Annotated in this window: 24 protein-coding genes and 1 tRNA gene; 17 read left to right on the top strand and 8 right to left on the bottom strand. The window is 43.2% G+C overall.

Annotation, left to right across the window (positions count from 1 at the left end; translation table 11 throughout):
- The first annotated feature begins 1 nt into the window (after nt 1).
- Nucleotides 2-78, top strand: a tRNA-Arg gene (locus tag EXT48_RS03630).
- A 515-nt stretch (nt 79-593) separates the two neighbouring features.
- On the top strand, nt 594-1,754 hold the full coding sequence (locus tag EXT48_RS03635; protein WP_130163596.1) for an exo-beta-N-acetylmuramidase NamZ domain-containing protein: 1,161 nt from the start codon (nt 594-596) through the stop codon (nt 1,752-1,754).
- A gap of 54 nt (nt 1,755-1,808) precedes the next feature.
- Here the strand turns inward: EXT48_RS03635 and EXT48_RS03640 are convergent, their stop codons facing one another.
- A complete protein-coding gene (locus EXT48_RS03640; RefSeq protein ID WP_130163597.1) occupies nt 1,809-2,657 on the bottom strand; it encodes a MurR/RpiR family transcriptional regulator in 849 nt (282 codons plus the stop codon).
- Nucleotides 2,658-2,869: 212 nt separating this feature from the next.
- On the opposite strand from EXT48_RS03640, the gene EXT48_RS03645 reads away from it, so the two are divergent.
- The gene (locus tag EXT48_RS03645) at nt 2,870-4,246 is read left to right on the top strand and encodes a Na+/H+ antiporter NhaC family protein (protein WP_069018969.1); all 1,377 of its coding nucleotides are present in this window, start codon (nt 2,870-2,872) and stop codon (nt 4,244-4,246) included.
- A 9-nt stretch (nt 4,247-4,255) separates the two neighbouring features.
- Here EXT48_RS03645 and EXT48_RS03650 read toward each other — a convergent pair whose 3' ends face one another.
- The 3 genes from EXT48_RS03650 to EXT48_RS03660 all read right to left on the bottom strand — a co-directional run bounded on the left by EXT48_RS03650 (nt 4,256) and on the right by EXT48_RS03660 (nt 6,153).
- A complete protein-coding gene (locus tag EXT48_RS03650; protein ID WP_130163598.1) occupies nt 4,256-4,861 on the bottom strand; it encodes a hypothetical protein in 606 nt (201 codons plus the stop codon).
- Nucleotides 4,854-5,411, bottom strand: coding sequence for an RNA polymerase sigma factor (locus EXT48_RS03655; RefSeq protein WP_130163599.1), 558 nt, complete (start codon nt 5,409-5,411; stop codon nt 4,854-4,856). The genes EXT48_RS03650 and EXT48_RS03655 overlap by 8 nt, the downstream gene beginning before the upstream one ends.
- 106 nt (nt 5,412-5,517) lie before the next feature.
- Nucleotides 5,518-6,153, bottom strand: a complete 636-nt coding sequence (locus tag EXT48_RS03660; protein WP_130163600.1) for an energy transducer TonB — start codon at nt 6,151-6,153, stop codon at nt 5,518-5,520.
- A 169-nt stretch (nt 6,154-6,322) separates the two neighbouring features.
- Between EXT48_RS03660 and EXT48_RS03665 the strand changes: the two genes are divergently transcribed.
- Both EXT48_RS03665 and EXT48_RS03670 read left to right on the top strand, forming a co-directional pair.
- Nucleotides 6,323-6,829 (top strand): DUF3087 domain-containing protein, encoded by a 507-nt coding sequence (locus EXT48_RS03665; protein ID WP_130163601.1) that lies wholly within the window; start codon nt 6,323-6,325, stop codon nt 6,827-6,829.
- 110 nt (nt 6,830-6,939) lie between these two features.
- The gene (locus EXT48_RS03670; protein ID WP_240703340.1) at nt 6,940-8,754 is read left to right on the top strand and encodes a DUF3413 domain-containing protein; all 1,815 of its coding nucleotides are present in this window, start codon (nt 6,940-6,942) and stop codon (nt 8,752-8,754) included.
- 229 nt (nt 8,755-8,983) lie between these two features.
- Here the strand turns inward: EXT48_RS03670 and EXT48_RS03675 are convergent, their stop codons facing one another.
- Genes EXT48_RS03675 through EXT48_RS03685 form a run of 3 tightly spaced genes read right to left on the bottom strand, consistent with a single transcriptional unit; the run spans nt 8,984 to nt 12,187 of the window.
- Complete coding sequence (locus EXT48_RS03675) at nt 8,984-10,549, bottom strand: sensor domain-containing diguanylate cyclase (protein ID WP_130163603.1); 1,566 nt, start codon at nt 10,547-10,549, stop codon at nt 8,984-8,986.
- Complete coding sequence (locus EXT48_RS03680; protein WP_069018962.1) at nt 10,542-10,964, bottom strand: hypothetical protein; 423 nt, start codon at nt 10,962-10,964, stop codon at nt 10,542-10,544. The genes EXT48_RS03675 and EXT48_RS03680 overlap by 8 nt, the downstream gene beginning before the upstream one ends.
- The gene (locus EXT48_RS03685) at nt 10,964-12,187 is read right to left on the bottom strand and encodes a hypothetical protein (RefSeq protein WP_130163604.1); all 1,224 of its coding nucleotides are present in this window, start codon (nt 12,185-12,187) and stop codon (nt 10,964-10,966) included. Before EXT48_RS03685 ends, EXT48_RS03680 begins: the two co-directional genes overlap by 1 nt.
- Nucleotides 12,188-12,347: 160 nt before the next feature.
- Here EXT48_RS03685 and ribA point away from each other — a divergent pair, with 160 nt between their 5' ends.
- From ribA to csrA, 6 genes are all read left to right on the top strand, one after another.
- Nucleotides 12,348-12,974 carry a GTP cyclohydrolase II gene (ribA, locus tag EXT48_RS03690; protein ID WP_010606207.1) on the top strand — a complete coding sequence of 209 codons (627 nt, stop codon included), beginning with the start codon at nt 12,348-12,350 and terminating at the stop codon, nt 12,972-12,974.
- A 241-nt stretch (nt 12,975-13,215) separates the two neighbouring features.
- The gene (locus EXT48_RS03695) at nt 13,216-14,013 is read left to right on the top strand and encodes a BPSS1780 family membrane protein (protein WP_069018961.1); all 798 of its coding nucleotides are present in this window, start codon (nt 13,216-13,218) and stop codon (nt 14,011-14,013) included.
- On the top strand, nt 14,013-14,501 hold the full coding sequence (locus EXT48_RS03700; protein ID WP_039493582.1) for a regulatory protein RecX: 489 nt from the start codon (nt 14,013-14,015) through the stop codon (nt 14,499-14,501). Before EXT48_RS03695 ends, EXT48_RS03700 begins: the two co-directional genes overlap by 1 nt.
- Before the next feature lie 4 nt (nt 14,502-14,505).
- Nucleotides 14,506-17,109, top strand: coding sequence for an alanine--tRNA ligase (gene alaS / locus EXT48_RS03705; protein WP_026000859.1), 2,604 nt, complete (start codon nt 14,506-14,508; stop codon nt 17,107-17,109).
- Nucleotides 17,110-17,116: 7 nt separating this feature from the next.
- Complete coding sequence (locus EXT48_RS03710; protein ID WP_130163605.1) at nt 17,117-18,340, top strand: aspartate kinase; 1,224 nt, start codon at nt 17,117-17,119, stop codon at nt 18,338-18,340.
- A gap of 90 nt (nt 18,341-18,430) precedes the next feature.
- Nucleotides 18,431-18,616 (top strand): carbon storage regulator CsrA, encoded by a 186-nt coding sequence (csrA, locus tag EXT48_RS03715; RefSeq protein ID WP_010375935.1) that lies wholly within the window; start codon nt 18,431-18,433, stop codon nt 18,614-18,616.
- Nucleotides 18,617-18,691: 75 nt separating this feature from the next.
- Here the strand turns inward: csrA and EXT48_RS03720 are convergent, their stop codons facing one another.
- The gene (locus EXT48_RS03720; protein WP_240703341.1) at nt 18,692-19,204 is read right to left on the bottom strand and encodes a YcxB family protein; all 513 of its coding nucleotides are present in this window, start codon (nt 19,202-19,204) and stop codon (nt 18,692-18,694) included.
- A 440-nt stretch (nt 19,205-19,644) separates the two neighbouring features.
- Here EXT48_RS03720 and EXT48_RS03725 point away from each other — a divergent pair, with 440 nt between their 5' ends.
- The 6 genes from EXT48_RS03725 to EXT48_RS03745 all read left to right on the top strand — a co-directional run bounded on the left by EXT48_RS03725 (nt 19,645) and on the right by EXT48_RS03745 (nt 24,510).
- Nucleotides 19,645-19,893: an OadG family protein gene (locus EXT48_RS03725; RefSeq protein ID WP_130163606.1), complete on the top strand. Its 249-nt coding sequence runs from the start codon at nt 19,645-19,647 to the stop codon at nt 19,891-19,893.
- Between the two features lie 12 nt (nt 19,894-19,905).
- Nucleotides 19,906-21,687, top strand: a complete 1,782-nt coding sequence (oadA, locus tag EXT48_RS03730) for a sodium-extruding oxaloacetate decarboxylase subunit alpha (protein WP_130163607.1) — start codon at nt 19,906-19,908, stop codon at nt 21,685-21,687.
- 10 nt (nt 21,688-21,697) lie between these two features.
- The gene (locus tag EXT48_RS03735; RefSeq protein ID WP_010606214.1) at nt 21,698-22,828 is read left to right on the top strand and encodes a sodium ion-translocating decarboxylase subunit beta; all 1,131 of its coding nucleotides are present in this window, start codon (nt 21,698-21,700) and stop codon (nt 22,826-22,828) included.
- A 232-nt stretch (nt 22,829-23,060) separates the two neighbouring features.
- The gene (locus EXT48_RS23685; protein ID WP_165384082.1) at nt 23,061-23,225 is read left to right on the top strand and encodes a hypothetical protein; all 165 of its coding nucleotides are present in this window, start codon (nt 23,061-23,063) and stop codon (nt 23,223-23,225) included.
- A gap of 235 nt (nt 23,226-23,460) precedes the next feature.
- On the top strand, nt 23,461-24,183 hold the full coding sequence (bla, locus tag EXT48_RS03740; protein WP_130163608.1) for a subclass B1 metallo-beta-lactamase: 723 nt from the start codon (nt 23,461-23,463) through the stop codon (nt 24,181-24,183).
- 9 nt (nt 24,184-24,192) lie between these two features.
- Nucleotides 24,193-24,510, top strand: coding sequence for a hypothetical protein (locus EXT48_RS03745; protein WP_017216300.1), 318 nt, complete (start codon nt 24,193-24,195; stop codon nt 24,508-24,510).
- The last annotated feature ends 50 nt before the right edge of the window (nt 24,511-24,560 follow it).

The following is a 24,560-nucleotide window of genomic DNA, read 5'->3' on the forward strand; positions in this document are numbered from 1 at the left end:
CGGACGCATAGCTCAGCTGGATAGAGTACCTGGCTACGAACCAGGCGGTCGGAGGTTCGAATCCTCCTGCGTCCGCCACTTTTCCTCAAGTGGTTAAAGAATGAAAGTAAAAACAGGCGGCCGGAGGTTCACTCTCCACAACATACGTCCTGCATCCACTACTTATCTCAAGTGGTAAAATAAAGAGATAAACAAGCCGATGAAAGTCGGTTTTTTGTGTCTAATATCCATGTAGGAGCAGGTTCACCCTGCGATCTTTTGCGTAAGTCGTACCCGAAGGCAGTCGAAGACTCACTCTCCACAACATACGTCCTGCATCCACTACTTATCTCAAGTGGTTAAAATAAAGAGATAAACAAGCCGACGAAAGTCGGTTTTTTTGTGTCTAATATCCATGTAGGAGCAGGTTTACCCTGCGAGCTGTTACGAAAGTTGAATACATCGACGCTCGGAGGTTCACCCTGCGATCTGTTACGGAAGTTGAATACGACAACGCTCAGAGATTCACTACTGCATGATTAAACTCCCGAAACACTTTTCATTTTTTTTCTGACTGATACCCTAATCGCGTATTTATTTAGAGAAAGCATTATATGTTTCAATCACTCAGAATTTGTTTACTACTTGTTTTTTGTTGTGTTCCTTTAACTGTTGAAGCGCTTACATTAGGTGTTGAGCGCGCAGAAGAGTATTTACCTGTGTTAAAAGGTAAGCGCGTCGGATTAATCGTAAACCAAACATCCCGCGTTGACGACCAACATCTAGTTGACTACTTACTTAATAAAGAAGTGGATGTTAAAAAGGTCTTTGCACCGGAACATGGTTTTCGTGGTAATTATGATGCGGGTGCTAAAGTAGATGATGCAAAAGATGTGAAAACTGGGCTACCAATCATTTCGCTTTATGGCAGTAATAAAAAGCCAAGGCCTGAGCAGCTCAAAGATATCGATGTGCTTATTTTTGATATTCAAGATGTGGGGTTGCGCTTTTATACATACATCAGCACTATGCACCTCGCGATGGAAGCCGCAGCCGATGCAAATATTGAATTTTGGGTTTTTGATAGGCCAAATCCAAATATCGCATATGTTGATGGCCCATTATTAGAAAAACCATTTCAATCTTTTGTTGGTATGCATCCCATTCCCGTATTGCATGGCATGACCGTTGGCGAACTGGCGACTATGATTAAAGGAGAAGGGTGGTTAATCTCGCTTAAAGCGCCACAGTTACGTGTATTTCCAATGCGAAACTATAGCGGTAACACTGAATACAGATTGCCGATACCACCAAGTCCTAACCTACCAAACCAACAAGCAATCTACTTGTATCCATCTTTGTGCTTTTTTGAAGCGACACCTATTTCTGTTGGTCGTGGAACGGATTTTCCATTTCAAGTTTTTGGCTATCCAGATCCTAAATTGGGCGAGTTTCAGTTCACTCCCCGACCAGTACTAGGTGCGGCTTCCAATCCTAAATTAAATGGTGTGACTGCGTTTGGCTTGGACTTAAGAAACAGCAATGTACGAGGTTTTGATCTAACTTGGTTTGTTGCTGCATACGCACAGTTCAAGCACGAGAATAAAGCGTTTTTTCAGTCCCCCGATTTTCTCGATAAGCTTGCAGGCACGGACAAAATCCGCAAAGCCATTGAGTCTGGCCAATCGGCATCAGAGTTGAGAAAACTGTGGCAGCAGGATGTACAAGATTTTTTAAAGCAGCGGAAAAAGTATTTATTATACCCGAGACTGTAAGGGTTCTTGCTAGAGGTAAACGGCAGCACGAGTCTGCCGTGAGTGGCTTAAGTCTTACTCGCCACGCAATACTTGCATGTTTTCATTGGCCTTATCCACGCGTTTTTGCCAATGCAGGTTTGATTGTGCAAGTGCCGTGAATAAAACATCAATAAGGTAGGCTTGAGAAGTACGAGACAGCATGCCTGAATGTTTAAGTGGCTCTCCTTCATTGATGCAATACAGTATCGCATCTGCCATTTCCGCAAGTGAGTGGCTACCATAACGAGAAATGGCAAGACATTTACAACCATTGTCCAATGCTTGATTAGTCAAGGTTAGCAAGCTCTTACTGGTTCCTGTATTGCTGATCACAATAAAAAGATCGTCTTTCCCCATCGTTGCAATAAAGCTAGAGGCGCTGATTTCATCAACCTGAGCAATTGCCGGAATACCAAGCTTTTGGAGTTTCCAAGTTAAATCTTGGGCCATAGTGAAAGTACTACCAAGTGCACACACAATGACTTTTCGTGCGTTCTTCACCAACTGAATTGCGTTCTCAAACTGTTTTGCTGAGTTAAGTTTTCGAGTTTCGGAAATAACATTTTGCTGTTTTAGTTGTAATTTATCTGCGATTAACTCGATGGAGTCATTACTGGAAATTAACTCATCAATTGGTGCGCTGGTATCCGTTTGCTCGTTGAGCGCATCAACAACGGCAAGTTTAAATGCTGGAAATCCTTTATAACCCAGCTTTTGGGCAAATTTTACGACGCTAGATTGGCTGACACCGGCTTCGCGTGCCAGCTCAACGGAGGAAAGCGCACGGATTTTATCGCCCGAGTTCAAGGTAAAGTCAGCAAGCTTTGCTTCACTATTTGATAGTGATGGACGAAGTGCTTTTATTTTGACAAATGTAGACATGCGATACTCAATCCGAACTAAATTAATCTGTCCATATTATAGGTTCAATTGGAACGTTACGATAGACCAAAAAGGAATATCATTGCACAAAACACACTCATTGTACCAGTATTGGGGTTAAATGTTGACTTAAATTTAATTTAGTCGCAAAGACTTGGTGTTTTAAACCGCTTAACTTAAGCTAAGTGTTTTGAATTTATAGATTAAACTATATGGCTTGGTACTCGATTTTGCCACCTTTGATTGCAATTGCAGTCGTGTTTTGGCGTAAAGAAGTGATTATCGCATTGATTTTAGCGCTAGTTTCTTCCGAATTTTTATTGGCTCTACATGGTCAGCAGTCGCTAATTGCCGGCACATTCGTAGGCAGTATTGAACGTGTTATTGAGGTTGCGACATCGGCAGGTAACAGCCGGATCTTGATTTTTAGCATCGTGATAGGTGCATTGCTCGCCTACATTAGAGAGTCAGGTGGAGTTGCTGCAACGGTGAATATGCTGCTTAATCGAGGCGTCGCTAAAAGTAAACGTCAGGTTGGCTTACTAACCATGTTTACTGGCACGGCAGTGTTCATCGAATCAAATATGAGTGTACTAACCTCTGGTATTGTTGCGAGGGGACTATTTGATAAGTTCAAGATGAGTCGGGCTCGCTTGGCTTATATCATCGATAGTACTAGCGCTCCTGTATGTATTTTGATTTTGCTTAATGGTTGGGGTGCTTATGTGCTTGGATTGCTGAGTAACTACGAACTTGAGCAGTCGGCAGTGAGTATTTTATGGGGTAGTGTCGCGTTTAATTTTTATGCGATTATTGCACTGTTAATTGTTCTCTATACTATTGTCTTTGATAAAGTTCATGGACCGATGAGGGCCGCAGAGCAAGAGTTAAAGCACCATACAGCTGAAATAGGTAGTGGGCCAAGTGCCACCAAATCGCGTTATATGCTGATCCCTTTATTAACGCTGATTGTAAGTATGATTGGATTTATGTTTTGGACAGGCGATGGTGTATTGGCAAATGGTAGTGGTTCTAAGTCAGTACTTTATGCCACAATTTTAGCTTCAACCGTTGCGTACCTGCTGCTTTTAACTGGTAAGAGATTTAGTCATCACGAGCTAATGGATGTTGGCTTTAAGGGGATGGGGGAGCTGCTGCCATTGGTAAGCATTGTGTTACTCTCTTTGACTCTAGGTGCAAGTTTAAAAGAGTTGGGAACAGGGACTTTTGTTGCGTCTTTAGTTGGTGACTATCTGCCTATTTACTTGATAGTACCTGTACTCTTTATTACAGGTGCAATCATGTCATTTACAACTGGCACATCATGGGGCACCTTTGCCATATTAATACCGATTGGTGTGCCACTGATTCAAGCGCTTGGCTTGCCGCCGTCGCTTGTGCTTGGTGCTATTTTAAGCGGTGGTATATTTGGCGATCACTGCTCGCCTATCTCTGATACCAGCGCGGTATCGGCACTGGCATCAGGGTGTGACCTACTGACTCATGTTAAAACCCAATTACCCTATGCACTGGTGGGGGGCGTATTAGCTATTATCTGCTTCTTTATTGCCAGCCTTATTATGATTTAAGAGCGCCTGTTAGGGGCAAGCCAAAACTTGGTTTTGCCCTATACTTTCAATTGCAATAATTTGCCCTTGGTTGGCGGTCGACAGTGCTAGCATAACTGGCGTATTAAAATTAATGACACTGGTTTTTGGTTGCGGCATGGCGCTAAGTAAGCTCTGTTTTAACTCGATGAGAGTATGGGTATTACACTCTTCAATTAACCAAGCATCATCGTTAATCGCAACGAGTCGACCGTAACGCTGTTCTTGAACTTGTTGTTGCGCAGCCTCAAATCTAGCATCCAGCACTTTTTTCTGTTCGTCTATACGGGCAAGATACTGGCCCTGCTGTAGCTCATGCGTTTCGATGTGTTGAAAATCTCCATAACTAACTAAATGAGCACTTGAGTTATATTCTTTATCAATATCAACATGTTGATTTTGATACCATAAGGTGAAAAGTAAAGCGACTGAACAAGTAACCGCGCTCCACTGCCAAGTTTCTATACGACCCAAAAAATGATGGGCAAAGCTAACTAGTCGCACCTTGATGCGAGTAGCCAAAGTTAACGGTTTGTCCTGCTTGCTAGCTTGGTAAGCCGCTTTTAACTTGGCGTCAAATTTGTCTAAATTACTCATGGTTTTCACCCACTTGAGACTTTAGTGTCTCTTTTGCGTATCTAATTCGAGTTTTTACAGTCTCTTGTGTGGCCCCTACAATTTGCGCTATTTCAGCTAAGCTGAAGCCCTCTAACTGTAAGCTTAGCGCCTCTTTTTGTAATAAAGGAAGTGCAGCAATTTGCTGGTATAGCCACTGTTCCTCCGATGTTTTTGTAAACTCATTGGAGTTGGTCATACCTACTTTACTATCTGTCAACTCAGAGAGTTTACCTGAGGCCCTGATTGAATCGATTAGCAAGTTACGTGCAATGTGAAACAAGTAAGCCTTGGGGTGACCCTGCTGTCGATAAGCGCTTTTCTTTTCGATGACTTTTAGCCATGTTTTTTGACATATATCTTCTGCCGACGCCGCCTGTGTTTGTGTTTTTAGAAAGTGAAATAAATCACTTTGATAGCGCTCAATGACTTGCTCTAGGTATTTTACTTTACCCGTCGTCGCATATTCATAAAGCGGATCTTCTACGTTGCTGGTGGCGCGAGCACGCCACATTTTCAAGCTACTCAGCATAGGCAATCCTAAGTCTCAAGGGTCAACAGACCCTAATATCAATAAGCTAAATTAAGAAGTTTACTTCGTGACTCAGCGACTCAAATTGATTACGTATCAATGGCTGTTATTGTTCCAGTGTAAACTCTAATACAACGCGCTGAGCGTATTGCGGCTGCGGTTTTCCATCAACAATAAGTGGTCTATATTTCCATTTCCTTAGTGCTCTGACAGCAGCCTGATCAAATACTCTTTTAGGCTCCGCATTCGTCACTTTAACATCAATCACTTCGCCTTGTGGAGAAATGGCAAACTCCATTTCTACCCAGCCTTCCACTCCATCTCTAGCAGCCGCGGGCGGATAGTTAGGGTTGCTTCTAACAAGTGGAGTCGCTTGCCCATCGGTGGAGAATTGCAGCGTCATTGTGTTAGTAAACTTACCTAAATCTAAGCGAGGTGTCTCGCTACTAATTTGTAGATTATCTCCTGTATCAACGATATTTTCAGTAGGTCTAATCGGGGCCGTTATTGGTTTTGGTGGTTCTGGCATTACCCTTTTTTCTTCGACTGGAGAGTCCTCTCGATCCGCTGCAATAGTAAGATCAAATACTTCTATGTCGATAATGGGGCGAGTGAGCTCTTGAGAGACCAAGTTTTGCATAAAGCCAAAGGTGGCAAAAGTAATAATAACTGCGCCAACAAGCGATAGTGCGAGTTTTGGAATTGCTGAATTAGGCCGTTGAAGAGTGGCTAATATCGTCATGATTTTATCCCCGTTATGTTGTTTTCGTAACATAGAACGTTTGAGTAACGGAAACGGGGTGAAAGTTTTTAGATTTTTTTGATATGTATCTTGGTTTGGTTACAGGCCTTGGATTACAATGCACGAGGAGCAGAGTACATTATTTAATTTTTCGTGATCATAGGTTGTTATGAAGTTAGTTGAGATCAACAAGGCGCGTTATCGCAAACATCTAAATCAAGTTATCATTGCTTGCGTTGCAGCGCTAACAATCGGTAGTTTAGGGATTGCTCAGTTATTGATCCAATTATTTCCTGATGTTGATGGTAGCCATTTTCATTGGAATTTAACTGGTGTAGTCGTGACCAGCATCGTCATTGGGCTCGTGCTCAAAAAGCACAAAGCGCATCCCTTTATGACCGAAGTAAGTTATGTGTGGGACTTAAAGCAATCACTGAACAAAATCACCCGTAAAATGGCAAAGTTAAAACAGGCAGCGCAGCAGGGGGATGTAGATGCGATGACGGCGATTCAGTATAGCTATGCGGGATCTCGTCAGCTATGGCAATTGGATGACAATACCATAACGATGGATGATTTGGCGATGTGGCAAGCAGAGCTGGATTCACTGGCTAGCAAGTATCAAGTTGAAATAAAAGCAGAAAACTATAAAGAAACGATATTGAAACAGTACTAACAAAGCGACTTGTTTCGGCGTTAAACTTTTTCACAATTTTTAATGTGACACTAATATGTCAGAACGGTAATATAACAGTCAAATTTTCTATTAAAGGAACAATTTGAACTGTGCTATTGCGTCATCGGTTTCACCAGTTCGGCTGGTTGGTTCTTATCAACTCTCTTTGCTCAATCTTAATTACCATAAACGTTGTAAATACCAACCCTGCCGATTATCAAGGACTGACATTATTTTACGTTTCCGTATCAACGTGGAGCCATATGGCTTTACTCACAGCATTAGTGAGTATTGTCGCTATGCCTTTAGTATGGTTACAGTCAAATAAAGTGAGATCCGTATGCTTTGCTTTATTTTATGCATTGTTTTTCGTAGCACTTATTGCAAATAGCTTGTGCTTTGAGCTTTACAAGTTTCATATTAACGGTGTTATTGTCGATATGCTGCTTGCAGGCCAAGTTATTGAGTTCTCGCCAATTGCATGGGCTCAAGCGATAGCCATTTTTGTTATGATATTTGTTTTCCAGTTTTACCTGTCAACGTGGTTAAGTAAACCCCGAGCTGTAATGCAGCTGCGTTTTGGTCGAAAGTTTACCAGCGTAACCATTTTTGCGCTGTTGGCGAGCAATACTATTCATGCTTGGGCAAGTGCGACGGTATATCAACCGATCACAGGGTTCAGTAAGTACTTACCCCTCTACAAACCCGCAACAGCAAACTCCTTTTTGCGTAGATATGATTTGCTAGATGAAGCTGCATTGGCGCAGCAGAAATCCATGTCTTTAACACAAGGACAATTTAACTATCCTTTACAACCTATTGAAGTAGAGCCAGTTAAGAAGCCTCTTGATATTGTTTTTGTGGTGCTGGATTCATGGCGGTATGATGCTTTTACAGCGCAAGTGACTCCCAATATTTGGCGATTCTCACAACAGGGAGTGGTCTTCAATCAACACTTCTCTACTGGAAATTCTACACGTACAGGGATAACCGGGTTATTTTATGGCTTGCCAGGCACCGCTTGGCAGGACATTTACAACAATCGTGTTACACCGTTATTGATGGACAGAATGCGGGAGTTGAACTATCAACTTGGAATATTCTCTTCTGCTCAGCTTGTTCGCCCTGAGTTCAATGAAACAGTCTTTGCCAACATTATAGGCTTGAAAACACATACTGAAGGTGATGACGTTTTAGCTAGGGATGAGCAGATCACCAAAAATTGGGCTAAATGGCATGCTAATAAAGATCCAAACCAGCCGTCTTTCAGTTTTCTCTTTTATGATGCAATCCATGGCTACGCAGTTCCTGAGGGTTACCATGCCGGGTTTGAGCCAATGCACGGTCCCATTAACCATATGTTATTGGACAACGATTATGATAGAGAACCAATTTTAAATCGTTATCTTACCAGTACACACTTTGTAGATAGTCTTGCTGAATCGGTATTAGCGCAGCTTGATATAGAGAATACACTGGTGATTATCACGTCAGATCATGGTGAAGAGCTGAATGACAACAAGCTTAATTACTGGGGACATAATAGTAATTTTACTGAGCCGCAGATAAAGGTGCCATTTATTGTTGTTGGACCAAAAAGCGAAAAGTGGCAGCATTGGCAAGCCTCAAATGTGATAACCAGTCACTTAGACCTGGCTCCGACGTTGATGAATGAGTACTTAGGGATTAAAAACACGCCTGAAGAGTATAGTACGGGTTATAACCTAACCGGGCCCGTTAAAGAGAGAAATTGGTTACTACTTAGTAGCTACAACAAATATGCGGTTGTGAGTAAGCAACAAATTATTGAAGTCTCGCCCATGGGAACCTACGAGACGCTCGATGAAACTAACAGGCCATCAGAGCAAGAGCCAAACTTTGAATATATTCAAGAGGCAATGCAGCAGATAAGTCACTTTCAGTAGATAAAGGCAAGTTAGGTGTGCTGGTGGACTGTCGTACATCGGTACACACTAATACCAATTAGTCTTAATACTTGCTCAATTTGAAGGAGTAAATCTGACGCTAACAGCGTTAAAAATTTCTCATTTAGAATAACTAAATAGCAAAATTTTCGCCTAGTTATCGACAAGATTCTCTCGCCTCAAAATAGATCACTTAATTAAGCGAATTGGTATAACTTGAGCGGTAGAACTAAGCGCTTAAAGAGTAAAATTGAAAGGCGTTTTTCTTGTCTTTTTTTACCGTATACATAGCGACATCAGCACACTCAATTAATTGGCTTAGCTCAACCGCGTCTCTTGGGTAGCTTGCAATACCTATGCTCGCGCCAACTCGCAGTGGCAGTGATTTCCCTTCTGGCGTTTGCCAAATCATCTCGGTGTTTATCGCCTCTAGCAGGTTTTCAGCGATGCGCTGCAACTTTTCATTTTTGGCACAGTGCAAGGCAATTAAAAACTCATCACCTCCCCAGCGACAAACCACATCTTGTTCTCTAACCTGAGTACTAATTTGAGTGGCGATATGCTTTAACATAGCGTCGCCGGCGTTATGGCCATAAATATCATTGATTGGTTTAAACTCATCTAAATCAATAATAAATAAGCTAAATGGAGTTTCGGTATCTAACCACTCGTTGATCTTGATCTCAGTACCATGGCGATTATAGAGGCCCGTTAGCTTATCGCGGTTAGCCTTTTTATTGAGTTCTTGAAACACGGTTTTTCTCAGCGTGATATCTGATAAAAACACCTGTAAATAGAATTGTCCGCTGCTTTCCACTCTCAGCATGATGACACTCAGCCAAACAGGTTGTTCGGTCATGGGGTTGATAAACTCAAACTCTGATTGAGTTGGCTGGTTAAGCTCCAAGGTATGCTCCGTAAAGGTGTAGAGAATATCCGGAGTTTTGCAGTAGCGACCAAAACTTTCGGGAAAATATTCATCAAGGTCAATTGCCATACCTGCCAGCAAATCACAAGCGGCATCATTAGCTAATATCACTTCACCTTTGTCTTTTACCAGTAGAGTGGGAGAAGATGAGCGCTCAAACATGAGTCTAAAGCGCTTCTCAAGGATTTCGATATCAGCTCGTAGTTGCCGTTCTTGCTCGAACATAGAAGCGGTTTTTGCAATAAGTTGATTGGTATTGCTTGCAATATCACCGATTTCACTTGATTCATGTCCTTTAGGCACGACTAAATTCAAGGGGGCTCCAGGAATAACCCTAGCAATTTGACTACTTAAGTTACTTAGGGGTTTCGTTACTATGAAGTGTGTCACGACGGTAAAGATGATTAATATCGGGATGATGACGACCAACAAAGTTTGAACGCTTGAACGAGCGATATCTCTAGCACTTTGCTCGATAAAAACGGAATTTGGTTGAATATAGATCTCACCTACGATTTCACTCAACAAAAACGGATGATTAAGCTTAATAATGGTAGCATTTTTCGGCTTAAATCCTACGCTTTGAGCGAGCCACTTTTCTTCACTTTTGATTGCGGCAGAAGAGATAACGTCGTTACTGACTAGGCCATTAATAACTTCTACAGCAAGGTCTTTGTCATTGAGATAAGTCGCAATAGAGGAAGAAGACGACACGGTTTGGCCAATTTGCCCGATAATAGTATTAGAGCGCCGAAGTTCACGCTCAACAATATGGTCGTGATATAACTTAGCGTAAAGCATTGAAAAAATTAAAGTCGAGACAACAAGCACGAGTGCTAGTCGCACGATCAGCCCATATTTAGTCATCGATTTGGTAAATTACCTTCACATCACCGGTCACAAAGTCTGCTGGAACATAGCCGATTGCATTTGGCGTATTTCTGATATTTTCAAGTATAGTCGACGGTGAGGAAAATGACTGAGGGGGAGAAACTTTGCCGCTGAATTTTATTCTTGACCAATAGGCGTTGATTTGGCTTTCATTACGTCCTGTCAGTGCCAGAAAAAAAGGGCCTCTTAAAGGGTGTGATTTTTCGTAGTCATAGGTCACGGCCATATCGCCGTTGGGAAAAGCAACGTATTTTCCCATGTACATGTCTATCAGTTGGCGCTGCGATATCGACTCGATGGGGTTGTCTTTGTTAACGATGACGGCAATATCGGCTGTTGCTGAAATTGGGTAAGAAACAAGGAAGAAAACAGCAATAAGTAACCTATTCATCAGAACACCCAATTAAAACTAAGCGTAAAGGTGTTGAAGGAAAGGTCAGGATCACTAAATTGCTCTGTATTGTGAAGGTAGAAAGCGCTGGGCAAATGGTCAGCAGAGGTATGTTTCCAATTGAACTTTAGCGCTAATGTTGGGCTCAATTCACGTCGCCACGTTAGGGAAGTGCTATGCTGATCCAGTTGATAAAAACCAGAGTGCATGGAAGCCGCCTCGTAAATTTGCATTAATTCAGGTAATGGGACGAGTGGACCAGGCTCTACACTTGGCTCATTATCGGACTTGGCAACTGAGTAGGTGAAAGACAAGGTATTTAAATCAAAGCGCTTGCCCAGAGTGATGTAGCCTGCTTTTAAGTGGTTGAGCACGCTGGAGTTGGAATCCGTCAGCGATATTTCACTCTGTAGTAGCCAATTTGAGTCATCGTATCTCATACTGACTGCGCTGTAGGTGAAGCGCTTGTCGATGATATAAAGAGAATCGATAAGCTCATTTTTGGTTGGCCAAACTTGTAGGGGAACTTGCGTGAGTGCATCGCGTAATTGCTTTTGCTGCTCGTGTTCATTAGCTGCTTGTGTTGTTGTATAGTTGGCTCTAAACAGCCAATTTAACGTTTCGTACTGTACCGCTACACCCAAGATAGATTTAAGTTCTACATTCCAAAAAAACTCATAATCGCTGTAGATAGGTGACTCGGAGCGCCCCCAATATGCCTTGATACTGGCGATGCCCTGATCAAGCGGCGTGCGGTACTGCATGTCAACGCCATCCAAGTTCTGATGTGGGATAATAGAGTAAAATTCAACGGGAGGGTGTTCCATATCCATCGAGTAGCCGATATCTCGATATTCAGTCATTAAGAATAGATCTAACCCGGTACGTCCTGCCCGGAATTGCCAGTTTGAGTTTAAGTGGTAACGTAAAAATGCCAGTTTAATAGCGTTTTTCACTCGGTCATCATGTTGTTCTTTTAACAGCAGCTGTCCAACAAGCTCCAAGTTATCACTAGCATGCCATTCGGCTTGTAGGCCCAAAGATGAAAATGAAAAGTCGAGTTCATCTCTTTCTACACCGTGCGGTTGTGAAATGGACTCTCTGATTTTGGCAGTATGGGAGTCTGTTTTAACCGCCTTGAGCGTAGCAAAGCCACTGAAATCGATGTCAGAGCCGTAGCTGAATGTGGTTAAAAATAGTAGGCAGATAAAAACAGAGCGCATGAGTTATAAATGTTTTCGCTTTCCTTTTTATATAGCCTAGTTCGAATTTTGACATTTACCAATGCGATGTCCGTCTTGCCCTTGTATAATGAACTTAGAGACACCATATCCCATTTATGGTAGCATATTGTTATATTATCACATTAGGCAAGATTAAGACGTGGCAGAAGTAAGAGCGAGAGTCGGGCTGAATGTAGGGCAGCATAGTAATATCCCTGCAGAAATAGTTTCTTTTTCAGGGCTAAAAGACGGCCAAGAACATGTTGCGCTGGTATTTAATAGCGCAGACAGTCAGCAGCAAATTCCCCTAATTCGTATGCACTCAGAGTGTTTAACCGGCGATGTCTTTCATTCTTCTCGTTGTGATTGTGGCGAACAGTTAAATGAATGTATCGAGGCGATGCATAAACAAGGCGGCATTTTGTTATATTTGCGCCAAGAAGGTCGTGGCATTGGCCTGTACAATAAAATCGATGCTTATGTATTGCAATCACAAGGGATGAACACCTACGAGGCAAATAACCACCTCGGCTTTGAAGATGACTTAAGAGATTTCTCTGATGCCGTGTTGATGCTTCAGGCGCTCGGATTAAACCACGTTAAGTTAATGACGAATAATCCAAGAAAGCTAAAGGCGCTGAGAAATGCGGGTATTACCGTCGATGAAGTAGTTGGCACTCAGGCACACGTTAAGGCAGGGGTTTCTGGTAATGAACAGTATCTAAAAACGAAGATCCAACACGGTGCCCACATGCTGGATATCAAAAAGATATCAAAAGCGGATTAGCCTAAGCGTATATGCTTATCACAACAAGCCGACTAGGTAAGTGCTTCGGTTGGCTTGTCATATCAAACATTCTATTCTCTTTCCAATCCCTTAAAACTTAAGATGTCCAAGTAGGTTACGTCTACCATCAGTATTTGTTTAAAATATGCTAAAAAGCGCTGACAAATCCGCCTTTCATGCCTTTTCACTCGACGCGGTAATCAGTATAATCAAAGACGTTATAGCTTAAATTAAGTGGACTATGTCGACACCAATTAGAACATTCAAAGCAAGCATGGGCGTGCAGTGGCTAAAAGCCGGGTGGGCAATTTTCAAAACCCAGCCTATGACTTTCATGCTGATGTACATTTTCATGGCGGTAGTAAGCCTATTACCCCTGTTCGCACCTATTTTTCATATTATCGCAGCCTTGTCTGGTCCTTTTTTAAGCGCTGGCTTCTATCTTGCCGTTATCAATAAACAGATCAATAAACCAATAAAGTTGGCTGACATTTTTGAGCCTTTTGCAGCGAAAGGCCGCCGATTACACTTGTTCCGAGTTGGTATTTATCAAATGGCAGGTGCACTGTTGCTGACTATGGTTGCCGGTGTGCTATTTAGTGATGTGGCGACTGCACTCGAGAGTGTTGGCCCAAACACCGATCCGAATGAACTTATCGGACTTATCGCGGGCAATATTAGTTTTGCCGAAGTTGCCGTATTTGTGATTGCACAATCGGTCATTATGATGGCCTTTGCTTTTGTTGTGCCTCAGGTCTTTTTCCAAGGTGAAAAACGTATTTTTCACGCGATGAAGTGCTCGCTTGCCGCTTTTTATCATAATATGGCTGCGCTGAGTATTTACGGCTTAGTCGTCGCAGCGCTTATCGTCGCGTCTATACCGCTATCGATGATCCCGGCGATTATTATCATGCCAGTCGCCATGATAGGCTTTTTTGTTTCTTTTCAGGCGATGTTTATGCCAATTATCGTTGAAAAGAAGGAAAATGATGAAAATGCTAACATCTCTCAGTCTGACTCAGGACGCTTTGACGCCTGATGGACGAACAAGAAGTTAAAAAGCTAAAAAACTATGCGGTTTGGTTATTGTCGAGACAAGAGTACTCTGAGTTAGGATTGACGCAAAAGCTACTGCAAAAAGGGGCTACAGCGGCAGTCGCGGAGCAATTGGTATCTTGGCTAAAGTCGCTCGATTACGTTAATGACAACCGCTATGCAGAGAGCTTTTTAAACCGCCAGATTGCAAAAGGACTTGGAGAAAAGCGTGTATTAATGGATGCAGGGCAAAAGGGTGTGAGCCGAGAGACTTTGCATACGCTAATCGCTGAGCGTGAAATTGATTGGTACATGCAAGCCGCAAAAACCTATGAAAAAAAGTACGGTCTTTGCGCACAACCGATAGAATATAAAGAAAAAACTAAGCGCGTACGTTACATGAGTTATCGTGGCTTTAGTTTTGATGAAATAGATTTTGCAATTGAAGCTGCAATGACTGCAGCAGAGCAAGAAGAAATAAAGGGTGAATGATCACATGCAGCATATGACTACCGCACAAATCAGGCAAAGCTTCTTAGATTTCTTTGCTAAACAACAGCACCAAGTGGTGCCTTCAAGCTCGTTAATTCCGGGTAATGATGCCACCTTACTGTTCACCAACGCTGGTATGGTGCAGTTTAAAGATGCCTTCTTGGGTGCGGAAAAACGCCCTTATACGCGAGCAACCAGTTCACAGCGCTGTGTTCGTGCTGGTGGTAAACATAACGACCTTGAAAACGTAGGTTATACCGCAAGGCACCATACTTTCTTCGAAATGCTAGGTAACTTTAGCTTCGGTGACTATTTTAAAACCGACGCAATTAAGTTTGCTTGGGGTTTCCTTACGGATGTGATCAAGCTGCCAAAAGAAAAGCTACTAGTCACGGTTTACCATGAAGACGACGAAGCATTTGAGATCTGGTCAAAACAAGTTGGTGTTCCTGAAGACAGGATCATCCGTATTGCAACGGCGGATAACTTTTGGTCAATGGGCGACACGGGTCCTTGTGGTCCTTGCTCTGAAATCTTTTATGACCACGGCGAACACATTTGGGGTGGACCACCGGGCTCACCAGAAGAAGACGGTGATCGCTTCATTGAGATCTGGAACTTAGTATTTATGCAGTACAACCGTCATGCGGACGGCACAATGGAACCGCTGCCAATGCAGTCGGTTGATACTGGCATGGGCCTTGAGCGTATCTCTGCAATTATGCAAGGTGTGCACTCAAACTATGAGATTGATCTGTTCCAAGCGCTGATTAAAGCAGCTGCAAAAGTAACAGATGCTCAAGATTTAGAAGATAAATCACTACGTGTAGTAGCTGACCACATTCGTTCGTGTGCGTTCCTTATTGCTGACGGCGTTATGCCATCGAATGAAGGTCGTGGTTACGTGCTACGTCGTATCATTCGTCGTGCAGTTCGCCACGGTAATAAACTCGGTGCAAAAGGGGCATTCTTCTATAAGTTAGTTGCTGCACTTGCTGAGCAAATGGGTGAAGCTTACCCTGAATTAGTGAAGCAACAAGCAATTATCGAAAAAGTATTGCGTATTGAAGAAGATCAGTTTGGTAAAACCTTAGACCGTGGTTTAACTATTCTAGAGGAAAGCCTAGCTGGTATTGAAGGTGACGTTATTCCAGGCGATTTGGTGTTCAAACTGTATGACACTTACGGTTTCCCTGCAGACTTAACGGCAGATGTGGCGCGTGAGCGCTTTATGACGATCGACGAGCGCGGCTTCCAAGCATGCATGGAAGAGCAGCGTAAAAAAGCGCAAGCGGCTGGCAAGTTCGGTGCAGATTACAACGAGCGCTTGAAGTCTGATAAAAACACTGACTTTAAAGGCTATGACGCTGAGCACTATACCGGCACTGTGGTTGAAATCTTTAAAGAAGGTCAACATACCAATACTTTAGAAGATGGTGAACAAGGTGTGGTTATCCTTGACCGCACGCCTTTCTATGCTGAGTCAGGCGGCCAAGTTGGTGATACGGGTGTACTAAAAGTGGCTAACGGCGAGTTTGTGGTTACTGACACACAAAAGTTAGGTAATGCATTTGCACACCATGGTCATGTGGTTGGTCGCATTGGTGTTAACGATAAAGCCGATGCACGTATTGATGCTGAGCGCCGCGAGCGAGTGAAGAAAAACCACACTGCAACGCACTTAGTACATAAAGCACTGCGTGATTTATTGGGTGATCATGTTACTCAAAAGGGCTCATTGGTACTGCCAGATCGTTTGCGTTTCGACTTTTCACACTTTGAAGGCGTCACTAAAGCACAGTTGCAGCAAGTAGAAGATGCAGTGAACGCAGAGATCCGCCGTAACTTTGCTCTGCAAACTGAGTTGATGGATATCGATGCTGCCAAAGACAAAGGAGCGATGGCGCTCTTTGGTGAAAAGTACGATGATGAAGTTCGAGTCGTTTCAATTGGTGGGTACTCAATCGAGCTTTGTGGTGGTACACACGTGAAGCGCGCTGGTGATATTGGTCTCTTCAAGATTGTATCAGAAGGCGGTATCGCAGCGGGTGTTCGTCGTATCGAAGCAGTAACAGGTGCTGATGCTATCGCTTATGTTAATGAGCAAGAGCAAGTGCTTTCTGAAATTGCGGCTTTGGTTAAGGGTGATACCTCATCAGTGCTAGAAAAAGTATCTGCGCTACTTGAAAAGTCAAAAGGCCTTGAAAAGCAAGTTGCTCAACTAAATGACAAACTAGCAAGTGCCGCGGGTGCAACGCTACTTGACTCTGTAACGGAAGTGAATGGGATTAAATTGCTCGTAGCGAACGTTGCAGGAACTGAGTCTAAAGCACTGCGTGGCATGGTCGATGATCTGAAGAACAAGATTGGCTCAGGTGTCATTGCGCTAGGTGTAGCAAATGGCGATAAAGTAAGCCTAATCGCTGGCGTAACGAAAGACTTAGTTGGTCAGGTAAAAGCAGGTGAGCTAGTTAATCACATGGCTTCTCAAGTCGGTGGTAAAGGTGGCGGTCGTCCTGATATGGCGCAAGCTGGTGGTTCACAACCAGAAAACCTAGACGCAGCACTAAACAGTGTTCCAACTTGGTTAAATGAAGTAACGCAGTAATCAGCAAGTGGCGCTGATTGTACAAAAGTTTGGCGGCACCTCGGTAGGTTCGGTAGAGCGTATTGAGGCGGTTGCTGAACACGTTATCAAAACGCAACAACAAGGCCACCAAGTGGTGGTCGTGTTGTCTGCAATGTCAGGCGAGACAAACCGTCTCATTTCCCTTGCCCAACAAATCGATGCTCGTCCCAGTTCTCGTGAGCTAGATGTGTTGATCACCACCGGCGAACAAGTTTCTATCGCGTTATTGGCGATGGCCATCATTAAGCGTGGGCATTCTGCCGTGAGCTTACTTGCCGATCAGGTTGGTATTAAAACCGATAACATGTTCTCTAAAGCGCGGATCACAGAAATAGACACGACCCGCTTAAAGCAAGAGCTTGAGCATAACCGAATAACCATTATTGCCGGATTTCAAGGACGCGATGAAGAAGGCAATATCACCACGTTGGGGCGTGGTGGTACAGATACCTCAGCAGTTGAAATCGCAGGGGCTTTGCAAGCAGACGAATGTCAGATATATACTGATGTCGACGGTGTGTACACTACCGATCCACGAATAGAGCCAAATGCAAGGCGTCTATCACATATTACTTTTCCTGAGATGTTGGAGCTGGCAAGTGTAGGCGCTAAAGTTTTGCAGATCCGTTCGGTTGAAGCGGCCGGTCGATATAATGTACCACTGCGCGTACTTTCTTCGTTTTCTCCTGATAACGGCACCTTAATTAGCTATGAGGAAGGTAAGATGAAAAACACTAAAGTGGTCTCTGGGGTAGCGAGTGTCAAAGACGAAGCGCTTATCTTAGTTAACAATGTAGATGCAAAACCTAGTAATCTTGCCAATATACTTTCTCTTCTTGGTGAGCATAATATCGAAGTCGATATGATTAACCATTTGAACCACAGTGAGAAAAAAATAGACTATGCTTTTACTGTGCACGCAAATGATTGTATTCTGGCGGAAGAAGTTTTAGCGCAACATGCACAAAATTTAGGTGGCGCAACGGTAGAGGTTAATGCTAACGTGGCAAAAATCTCAGCGGTTGGCATCGGGATGAAATCTCATTCAGGTGTTGCTGGTCTCTTTTTTATGGCATTGGCCGAAGAAAATATTCACACTCTATTAGTATCTACATCAGAGATAAAAATCTCGGCACTAGTAGAAGAAAAATATTTAGAGCTAGCTGTACGGGCTTTACATGCCAAATTCGAATTGGAAAGTACTGAGTAAAAGAAGTTTTTGCTTACTTTTCTGGGAACTTTTATTTAAAATGGATTTGACGCGGAATCTTTTAAATTTTGGAATAACAGGAGCAAGAGAATGCTAATACTAACTCGTCGAGTAGGTGAAACCCTGATGATTGGTGATGAAGTGACTGTAACAGTACTAGGTGTTAAAGGTAACCAAGTACGTATTGGTGTAAATGCGCCTAAAGATGTTTCAGTTCACCGTGAAGAAATTTACATGCGAATTCAGGCTGAGAAATCTAGCCCGGGCAATATGTAATTGACCAAATACTGAATTACGATGTTAGTTAACATGGTTTGACTGGCATAAAAAACCCCGCCACTGCGGGGTTTCTTATTTCTGGCTTTGCTCAGACAAAAAAGCAATCGCTCCTTCGTTAAGTCCAGATTTACTGATATAGCTCGGTTTGTTTTGGTGAAACACCAAAAAACCTCTATTCGTTTCAACGAGTTTATCTAAGTCGTCAAATGGGTAAGAAAATTCGGCATGTGTCGCTTTGGTGCTAATACCTATTTTAGAGATTGAAACCTCGACGATATTGCCGGCAGCGCGAGAATACGACTGTCTTATCACCCACCAAGCTTTGCGATAGTAGAAAGCAACGCATTCAACTACAGCCAATAGAATAAGAAAGTTCCCGACGTAGTGCTCCTGCAAACCGTAAATAGCAAACAGCCCCAGTGTAATTAGCAGTACAAGCAAGCCATATTTCGGTTTAACAGCAAGCCCATTGGCTTCAGATTCTTCAAAACACTCTCGATAATAGGCTTTATCTAACTTAAATTGGCTTTGAAAAGATAAATTTTCATTTTGTTCAAGGGAGGGCATAGACGTTCGTTGTGGCAAAAATTTCCCCTTATTATACCCATCTATATTGAAAAAGCTGTAATGCGAATAAATTGTTTGCAGTTCCCTTTTACTATATCCAGCGAAATACGTGTTATACAGCATGACGTTTACGTAAACGTTACCTTTTGGTCAGTCCAATTTACAATTTATCTTGCGCAATCAAAAATTCTTTCTATATTCATTAGGAACTCAATATTAGTTAGCGCTATTTTGAATATTTTTCATATTTATTACGTTAATTTTCCACATTTATTAGTGCTTTCCTTGCTAACTCACTGATTATTTGTGAGTTAAATGTTTTGGTAATACCAATTTACACCGGACTTTACAGTGGAACATTTTTTGTTATAAGGTGAATAAATATCTACAAAAAGTGAAGGTTTATACCAGTTCGTTAACATCGAGCAGGAAAACCAAATAGCAAGTAAGGGGTAAAAATGGATATTGGATCGCAGCTACTGCAAGCAGGAAATCTAATGCTGACCGGTATGGTTGGTGTTTTTGTTTTTCTGTCCATTTTGATTTTTGCGATGCGACTATTGGCCAACTTTGCTGCTCAATTTAAAGAAGTAGAGCCAAGTACCACAAGATCAAAAACAACTAGAGCAACATCGTCACGGAGTGTGCCACAGGCACATATTGCAGCCATTAGCGCTGCCGTTGCAGCCTACAGAAAAAACAATTAATAGGGGTTTTGCATGTCACAGTTAAAGCTAACCGAATTAGTGCTGCGCGATGCGCATCAGTCATTACTCGCCACCAGAATGCGCTTGGAAGATATGCTTCCTATCGCTGAGAAGCTCGACAATATGGGCTATTGGTCTGTTGAGTCATGGGGGGGAGCAACCTTCGACTCGTGTATTCGCTATTTAGGCGAAGATCCATGGGAGCGGATCCGTGCACTGAAAGCTGCAATGCCAAAAACCAAACAGCAAATGCTACTGCGTGGTCAGAATCTATTGGGCTATCGTCATTATGCTGATGATGTTGTTGAAAAGTTTGTTGAACGTGCCCACCATAACGGGGTAGATGTATTTAGAATATTCGATGCAATGAACGACGTGCGCAACTTAGAAACGGCTATTAAAGCGGCCATCAAAGTGGGCGCGCATGCGCAGGGCACGATTTCGTACACCGTAAGCCCTGTTCATACGCTGGAAATGTGGCTCACGCAAGCTAAGCAGCTCGAAGACTTAGGCTGTCATTCCATTTGTATCAAGGACATGGCTGGATTACTGAAACCCTATGATGCCGAAAAGTTAATCTCTGGGCTCAAAGCGTCCGTCTCTATTCCTATCGCAATGCAGTGCCATGCAACCACTGGGCTCAGTACTGCAACTTATCAAAAAGCCATAGATGCGGGTATCGATATGCTCGATACGGCGATATCTTCGATGAGTATGACCTATGGTCATAGTGCAACAGAAACTATCGCGGCGATTGTGGAAGGTACAGAACGTGATACAGGGCTTGATTTACTAGAGCTAGAAGAGATCGCAGCCTATTTCCGTGAAGTGAGAAAGAAATATGCAGCTTTTGAGGGCAGCTTAAAAGGAGTAGATGGTCGTATTCTATCTGCACAAGTGCCTGGTGGCATGTTAACCAATATGGAAAATCAACTGCGAGAGCAAGGTGCAGGTGACAAGCTTGACGCAGTACTAAAAGAAATTCCAAGTGTGCGTAAAGAACTTGGCTACTTACCGCTCGTAACACCAACCTCACAGATAGTCGGGACGCAAGCGGTATTAAACGTACTTACCGGTGAGCGTTACAAGTCTATAACCAAAGAAACAGCTGGCGTGCTGAAAGGCGAATATGGAGCGACACCAGCGCAAGTCGACCAAGCTTTGCAACAACGAGTGCTTGAAGGCGCAGAGCCTATTACCTGCCGTCCTGCAGACTTAATTGAACCTGAGCTGGATAGTTTACAAAGCGAACTAGTCGCGACGGCAAAAGAGGAACAAATTACCTTAGCCGACGAGGTTATTGATGATGTGCTTACCTATGCATTATTCCCGCAGATTGGCCTTAAATTCCTGAAAAACCGCAACAACCCAGATGCGTTTGAGCCAAAACCGACGCTTGTTGAAAGCCAACAACAAAAAGCTGCAGCGGCGCCTGCTAAAGCTAAGTCATCAGCTACTGAGCGTTACAGCGTAAAAGTGGATGGCAAAGTATACGATGTAGTGGTTGCGCCGGGAGGTGAGTTACAAGAAGTACAAGTCAAAGACAGTGAGCTCATTCCGCAATCAACTTCGGTGAACTCCAGTGAAACTTTGAATGCCCCACTTGCCGGCAACATCTTTAAGCTTATGGTGCGCGCAGGAGATGAGGTGCAAGAAGGCGATGTAGTACTCATCATGGAAGCCATGAAAATGGAAACCGAGGTGCGTGCAACACACAGTGGTCAAGTCGCAGAACTACTCGTCTCTGAAGGCGATTCCGTCAGTGCTGGCGATGCCATCATGTCTTTAGCATAAGGATGTCGTGATGGAAGGGTTACTTAATTTATGGCAAGCAACAGGGCTTGCCAACTTCACCGTGCCTGCACTTTGCATGATGGCAGTGGGCTGCGGACTTTTGTATCTTGCGATCGCCAAAGGCTTTGAGCCGTTGCTATTAGTGCCTATTGGCTTTGGTGCCATACTCACGAACATTCCTGTTGCTGGGCTTGCCGATCCCGGTGGGCTCTTGTACTACGTGTATTACATTGGTATAGACAGCGGAGTATTCCCCTTGCTGATCTTTATGGGGGTGGGCGCGATGACGGACTTTAGTGCACTGATAGCCAACCCCAAGATGCTGTTGCTTGGTGCCGCTGCGCAGTTTGGGATTTTTGCCACTTTGTTTGGGGCTATTTTGCTGAACTATATTCCGGGTTTTGAATTTACCCTGCAAGACGCTTCAGCAATCGCTATTATTGGCGGTGCAGATGGACCAACTGCGATATTCCTCGCGTCTAAGCTTGCACCAGAGTTACTAGGGGCAATTGCGGTGGCAGCCTATTCGTATATGGCGTTAGTGCCAATTATTCAACCACCAATCATGAAAGCACTCACGACGCAAGAAGAGCGTCAGATTGCGATGCCGCAGCTGCGCCATGTATCAAAAACCGAGAAAATCCTCTTTCCTCTGGCGGTACTGGGCCTAACGATATTGTTTTTACCTGCAGCAACACCTTTGGTTGGTATGTTCTGCTTGGGTAACTTGATGAAAGAGTGTGGTGTAGTAGACCGCTTGAGTAAAACGGCGCAAAACGAGTTGATTAATATCACCACCATTTTCCTCGGTTTGGCGGTGGGCTCAAAGTTGGCAGCTGATCAATTCTTAACGGTTGAGACGTTGGGGATTTTAGCACTAGGTGCCGTGGCTTTTGGGATTGGTACCGCAGCAGGTGTATTAATGGCTAAAACCATGAATAGATTTAGCGATACCCCCATTAATCCGTTAGTTGGCGCTGCTGGGGTATCCGCAGTCCCGATGGCTGCGCGCGTGGTCAATAAGGTTGGCCTTGAAAGTAATCCACATAATTTCTTGCTGATGCATGCGATGGGCCCCAATGTCGCGGGTGTATTGGGTAGTGCGGTTGCTGCCGGCATTTTGCTTGCACTGGTAGGTTAGTTTACACTTCTCCAACCATTTGCGTGGCGATTTTAGATTGCCGCGCATTTTTTAGACCTATAATACTAGCTCAGTTGGGGAAATAAGACGGTAGTAACTTTTGTTGTCACTTTGATGCTTTTTGGTATCAAATTGTTTAAAAAAGTCTTTTTTGTTTCTATTTGGGGGTTGTTTTTCTGTTTTTTTTGGGTACTGTATTACTTGAGTATAACAATGAAAATAAGGAAGTAACATGAAATTAACTATAAAAAAAACCAACTTAAAAAGCTTATTAGGTAAAGAAATTGCAACTGCTCAAACTAAAGATGTTGCAGGCGCAAGAGGGACAGATACGTTAACAGGCCGAATGGCATGTAATCCAGCTCCTACAGGCAAGTACTACTGTAAGGTTCCTTAAGCGCAATCAGAACTTATGCAGATTGTAATACTATTACGCCTGATGTGAAACTATGTTAGGCGTATATACAACCAATAACTAAACCATAGAAAACATAACAATTTACTCTCCCATACGTGTTTAACACCAAAAATAGATTTCCGTTATTTAGCAGTGTGACGTTTCATTTCGCTGGACTTTATATTCTTAAACTTGATAGTCTTTCGTCACTTTTAATTAACACGAACAACTTCAGATGAAGTTTTTAGCTCCTTTCTTATTCTTGTTACCCTGCGTGACAGTTGCAACGGAAACGTCGACTTTAGTGGTAACGCCGATTGCTGAGCATGTTTATAAACATGAATCTTCGCTACACGTTGAACCTTGGGGGCTAGTGGCCGGCTCTGGTCTGGTTGTGGTCGACGGTCAAGATGCTTACATTGTTGATACACCTTGGACTGAGCAAGACACAGAAGCGCTGCTATTGTGGGCTGAGGACCGCAAGCTCAATGTTAAAGGGGCGGTGGTCACGCATTACCATCAAGATGCAAGCGGTGGCCTAGCGGTATTAAATAAACATCAGATCCCAACCTATGCATCAGCCCAAACTAACCATCTATTAGCCCAAAAACACAGCGCGATTGCGTTATATAATTTGCCGCAAGCCTCATCAGCGATTAAGTCAGGTGTCGTTGAAACCTATTACCCAGGTGCAGGGCACTCGAAAGACAATATTGTCGTGTGGCTGCCACAATCTAAAATTTTATTCGCAGGATGCTTTGTGAAAAGTGTGGCGAGTAAAAATTTAGGTAACTTGGAGGATGCTTCGGTTGATGAGTGGCAAGCGTCTATACACAAGGTATTAAGCCGATATCCAGAAGCAAACATGGTTATCCCAGGGCATGGTAAAGAAGGAGATTTATCTTTGTTGCACCATACCGTTGAGCTAATCAAAATCGAGCAATCAAGACGTAAATAAAGGATTGACATGAAATTTATTCCATTTCGTAATTTACGCTGTCCGGGTTTAGAAACTGCGCTGTGGTATTGTCGCTTGTTGTTTTTAACGGGCGTAGCCTTGATAGTGCTCGGGGTGATCAAAGAGGGGATTGCAATCTATCATTGGCTAGTCGCCATGATAGAAAACGGCGACGCGCCAATAAAAGCAGCCTATCTCTATGACTTAGATTTGCTTTCACACCCGAACTTTCATTTGATCATTGTTGGAGTGGTGAAGATCTACTTCTCCTGTGGTCTTGCGATTAAATTGAAAACAATGTCCCATGAACAGGCGCCACAAAATTAACGGATACCACGTAAAGGAATCTCTTAGACTCTTTTACGTGGCAGAGTTAC

Origin of the sequence: Pseudoalteromonas sp. CO348 (assembly GCF_004208845.1) — a bacterium.
Lineage (GTDB): Bacteria > Pseudomonadota > Gammaproteobacteria > Enterobacterales > Alteromonadaceae > Pseudoalteromonas > Pseudoalteromonas maricaloris.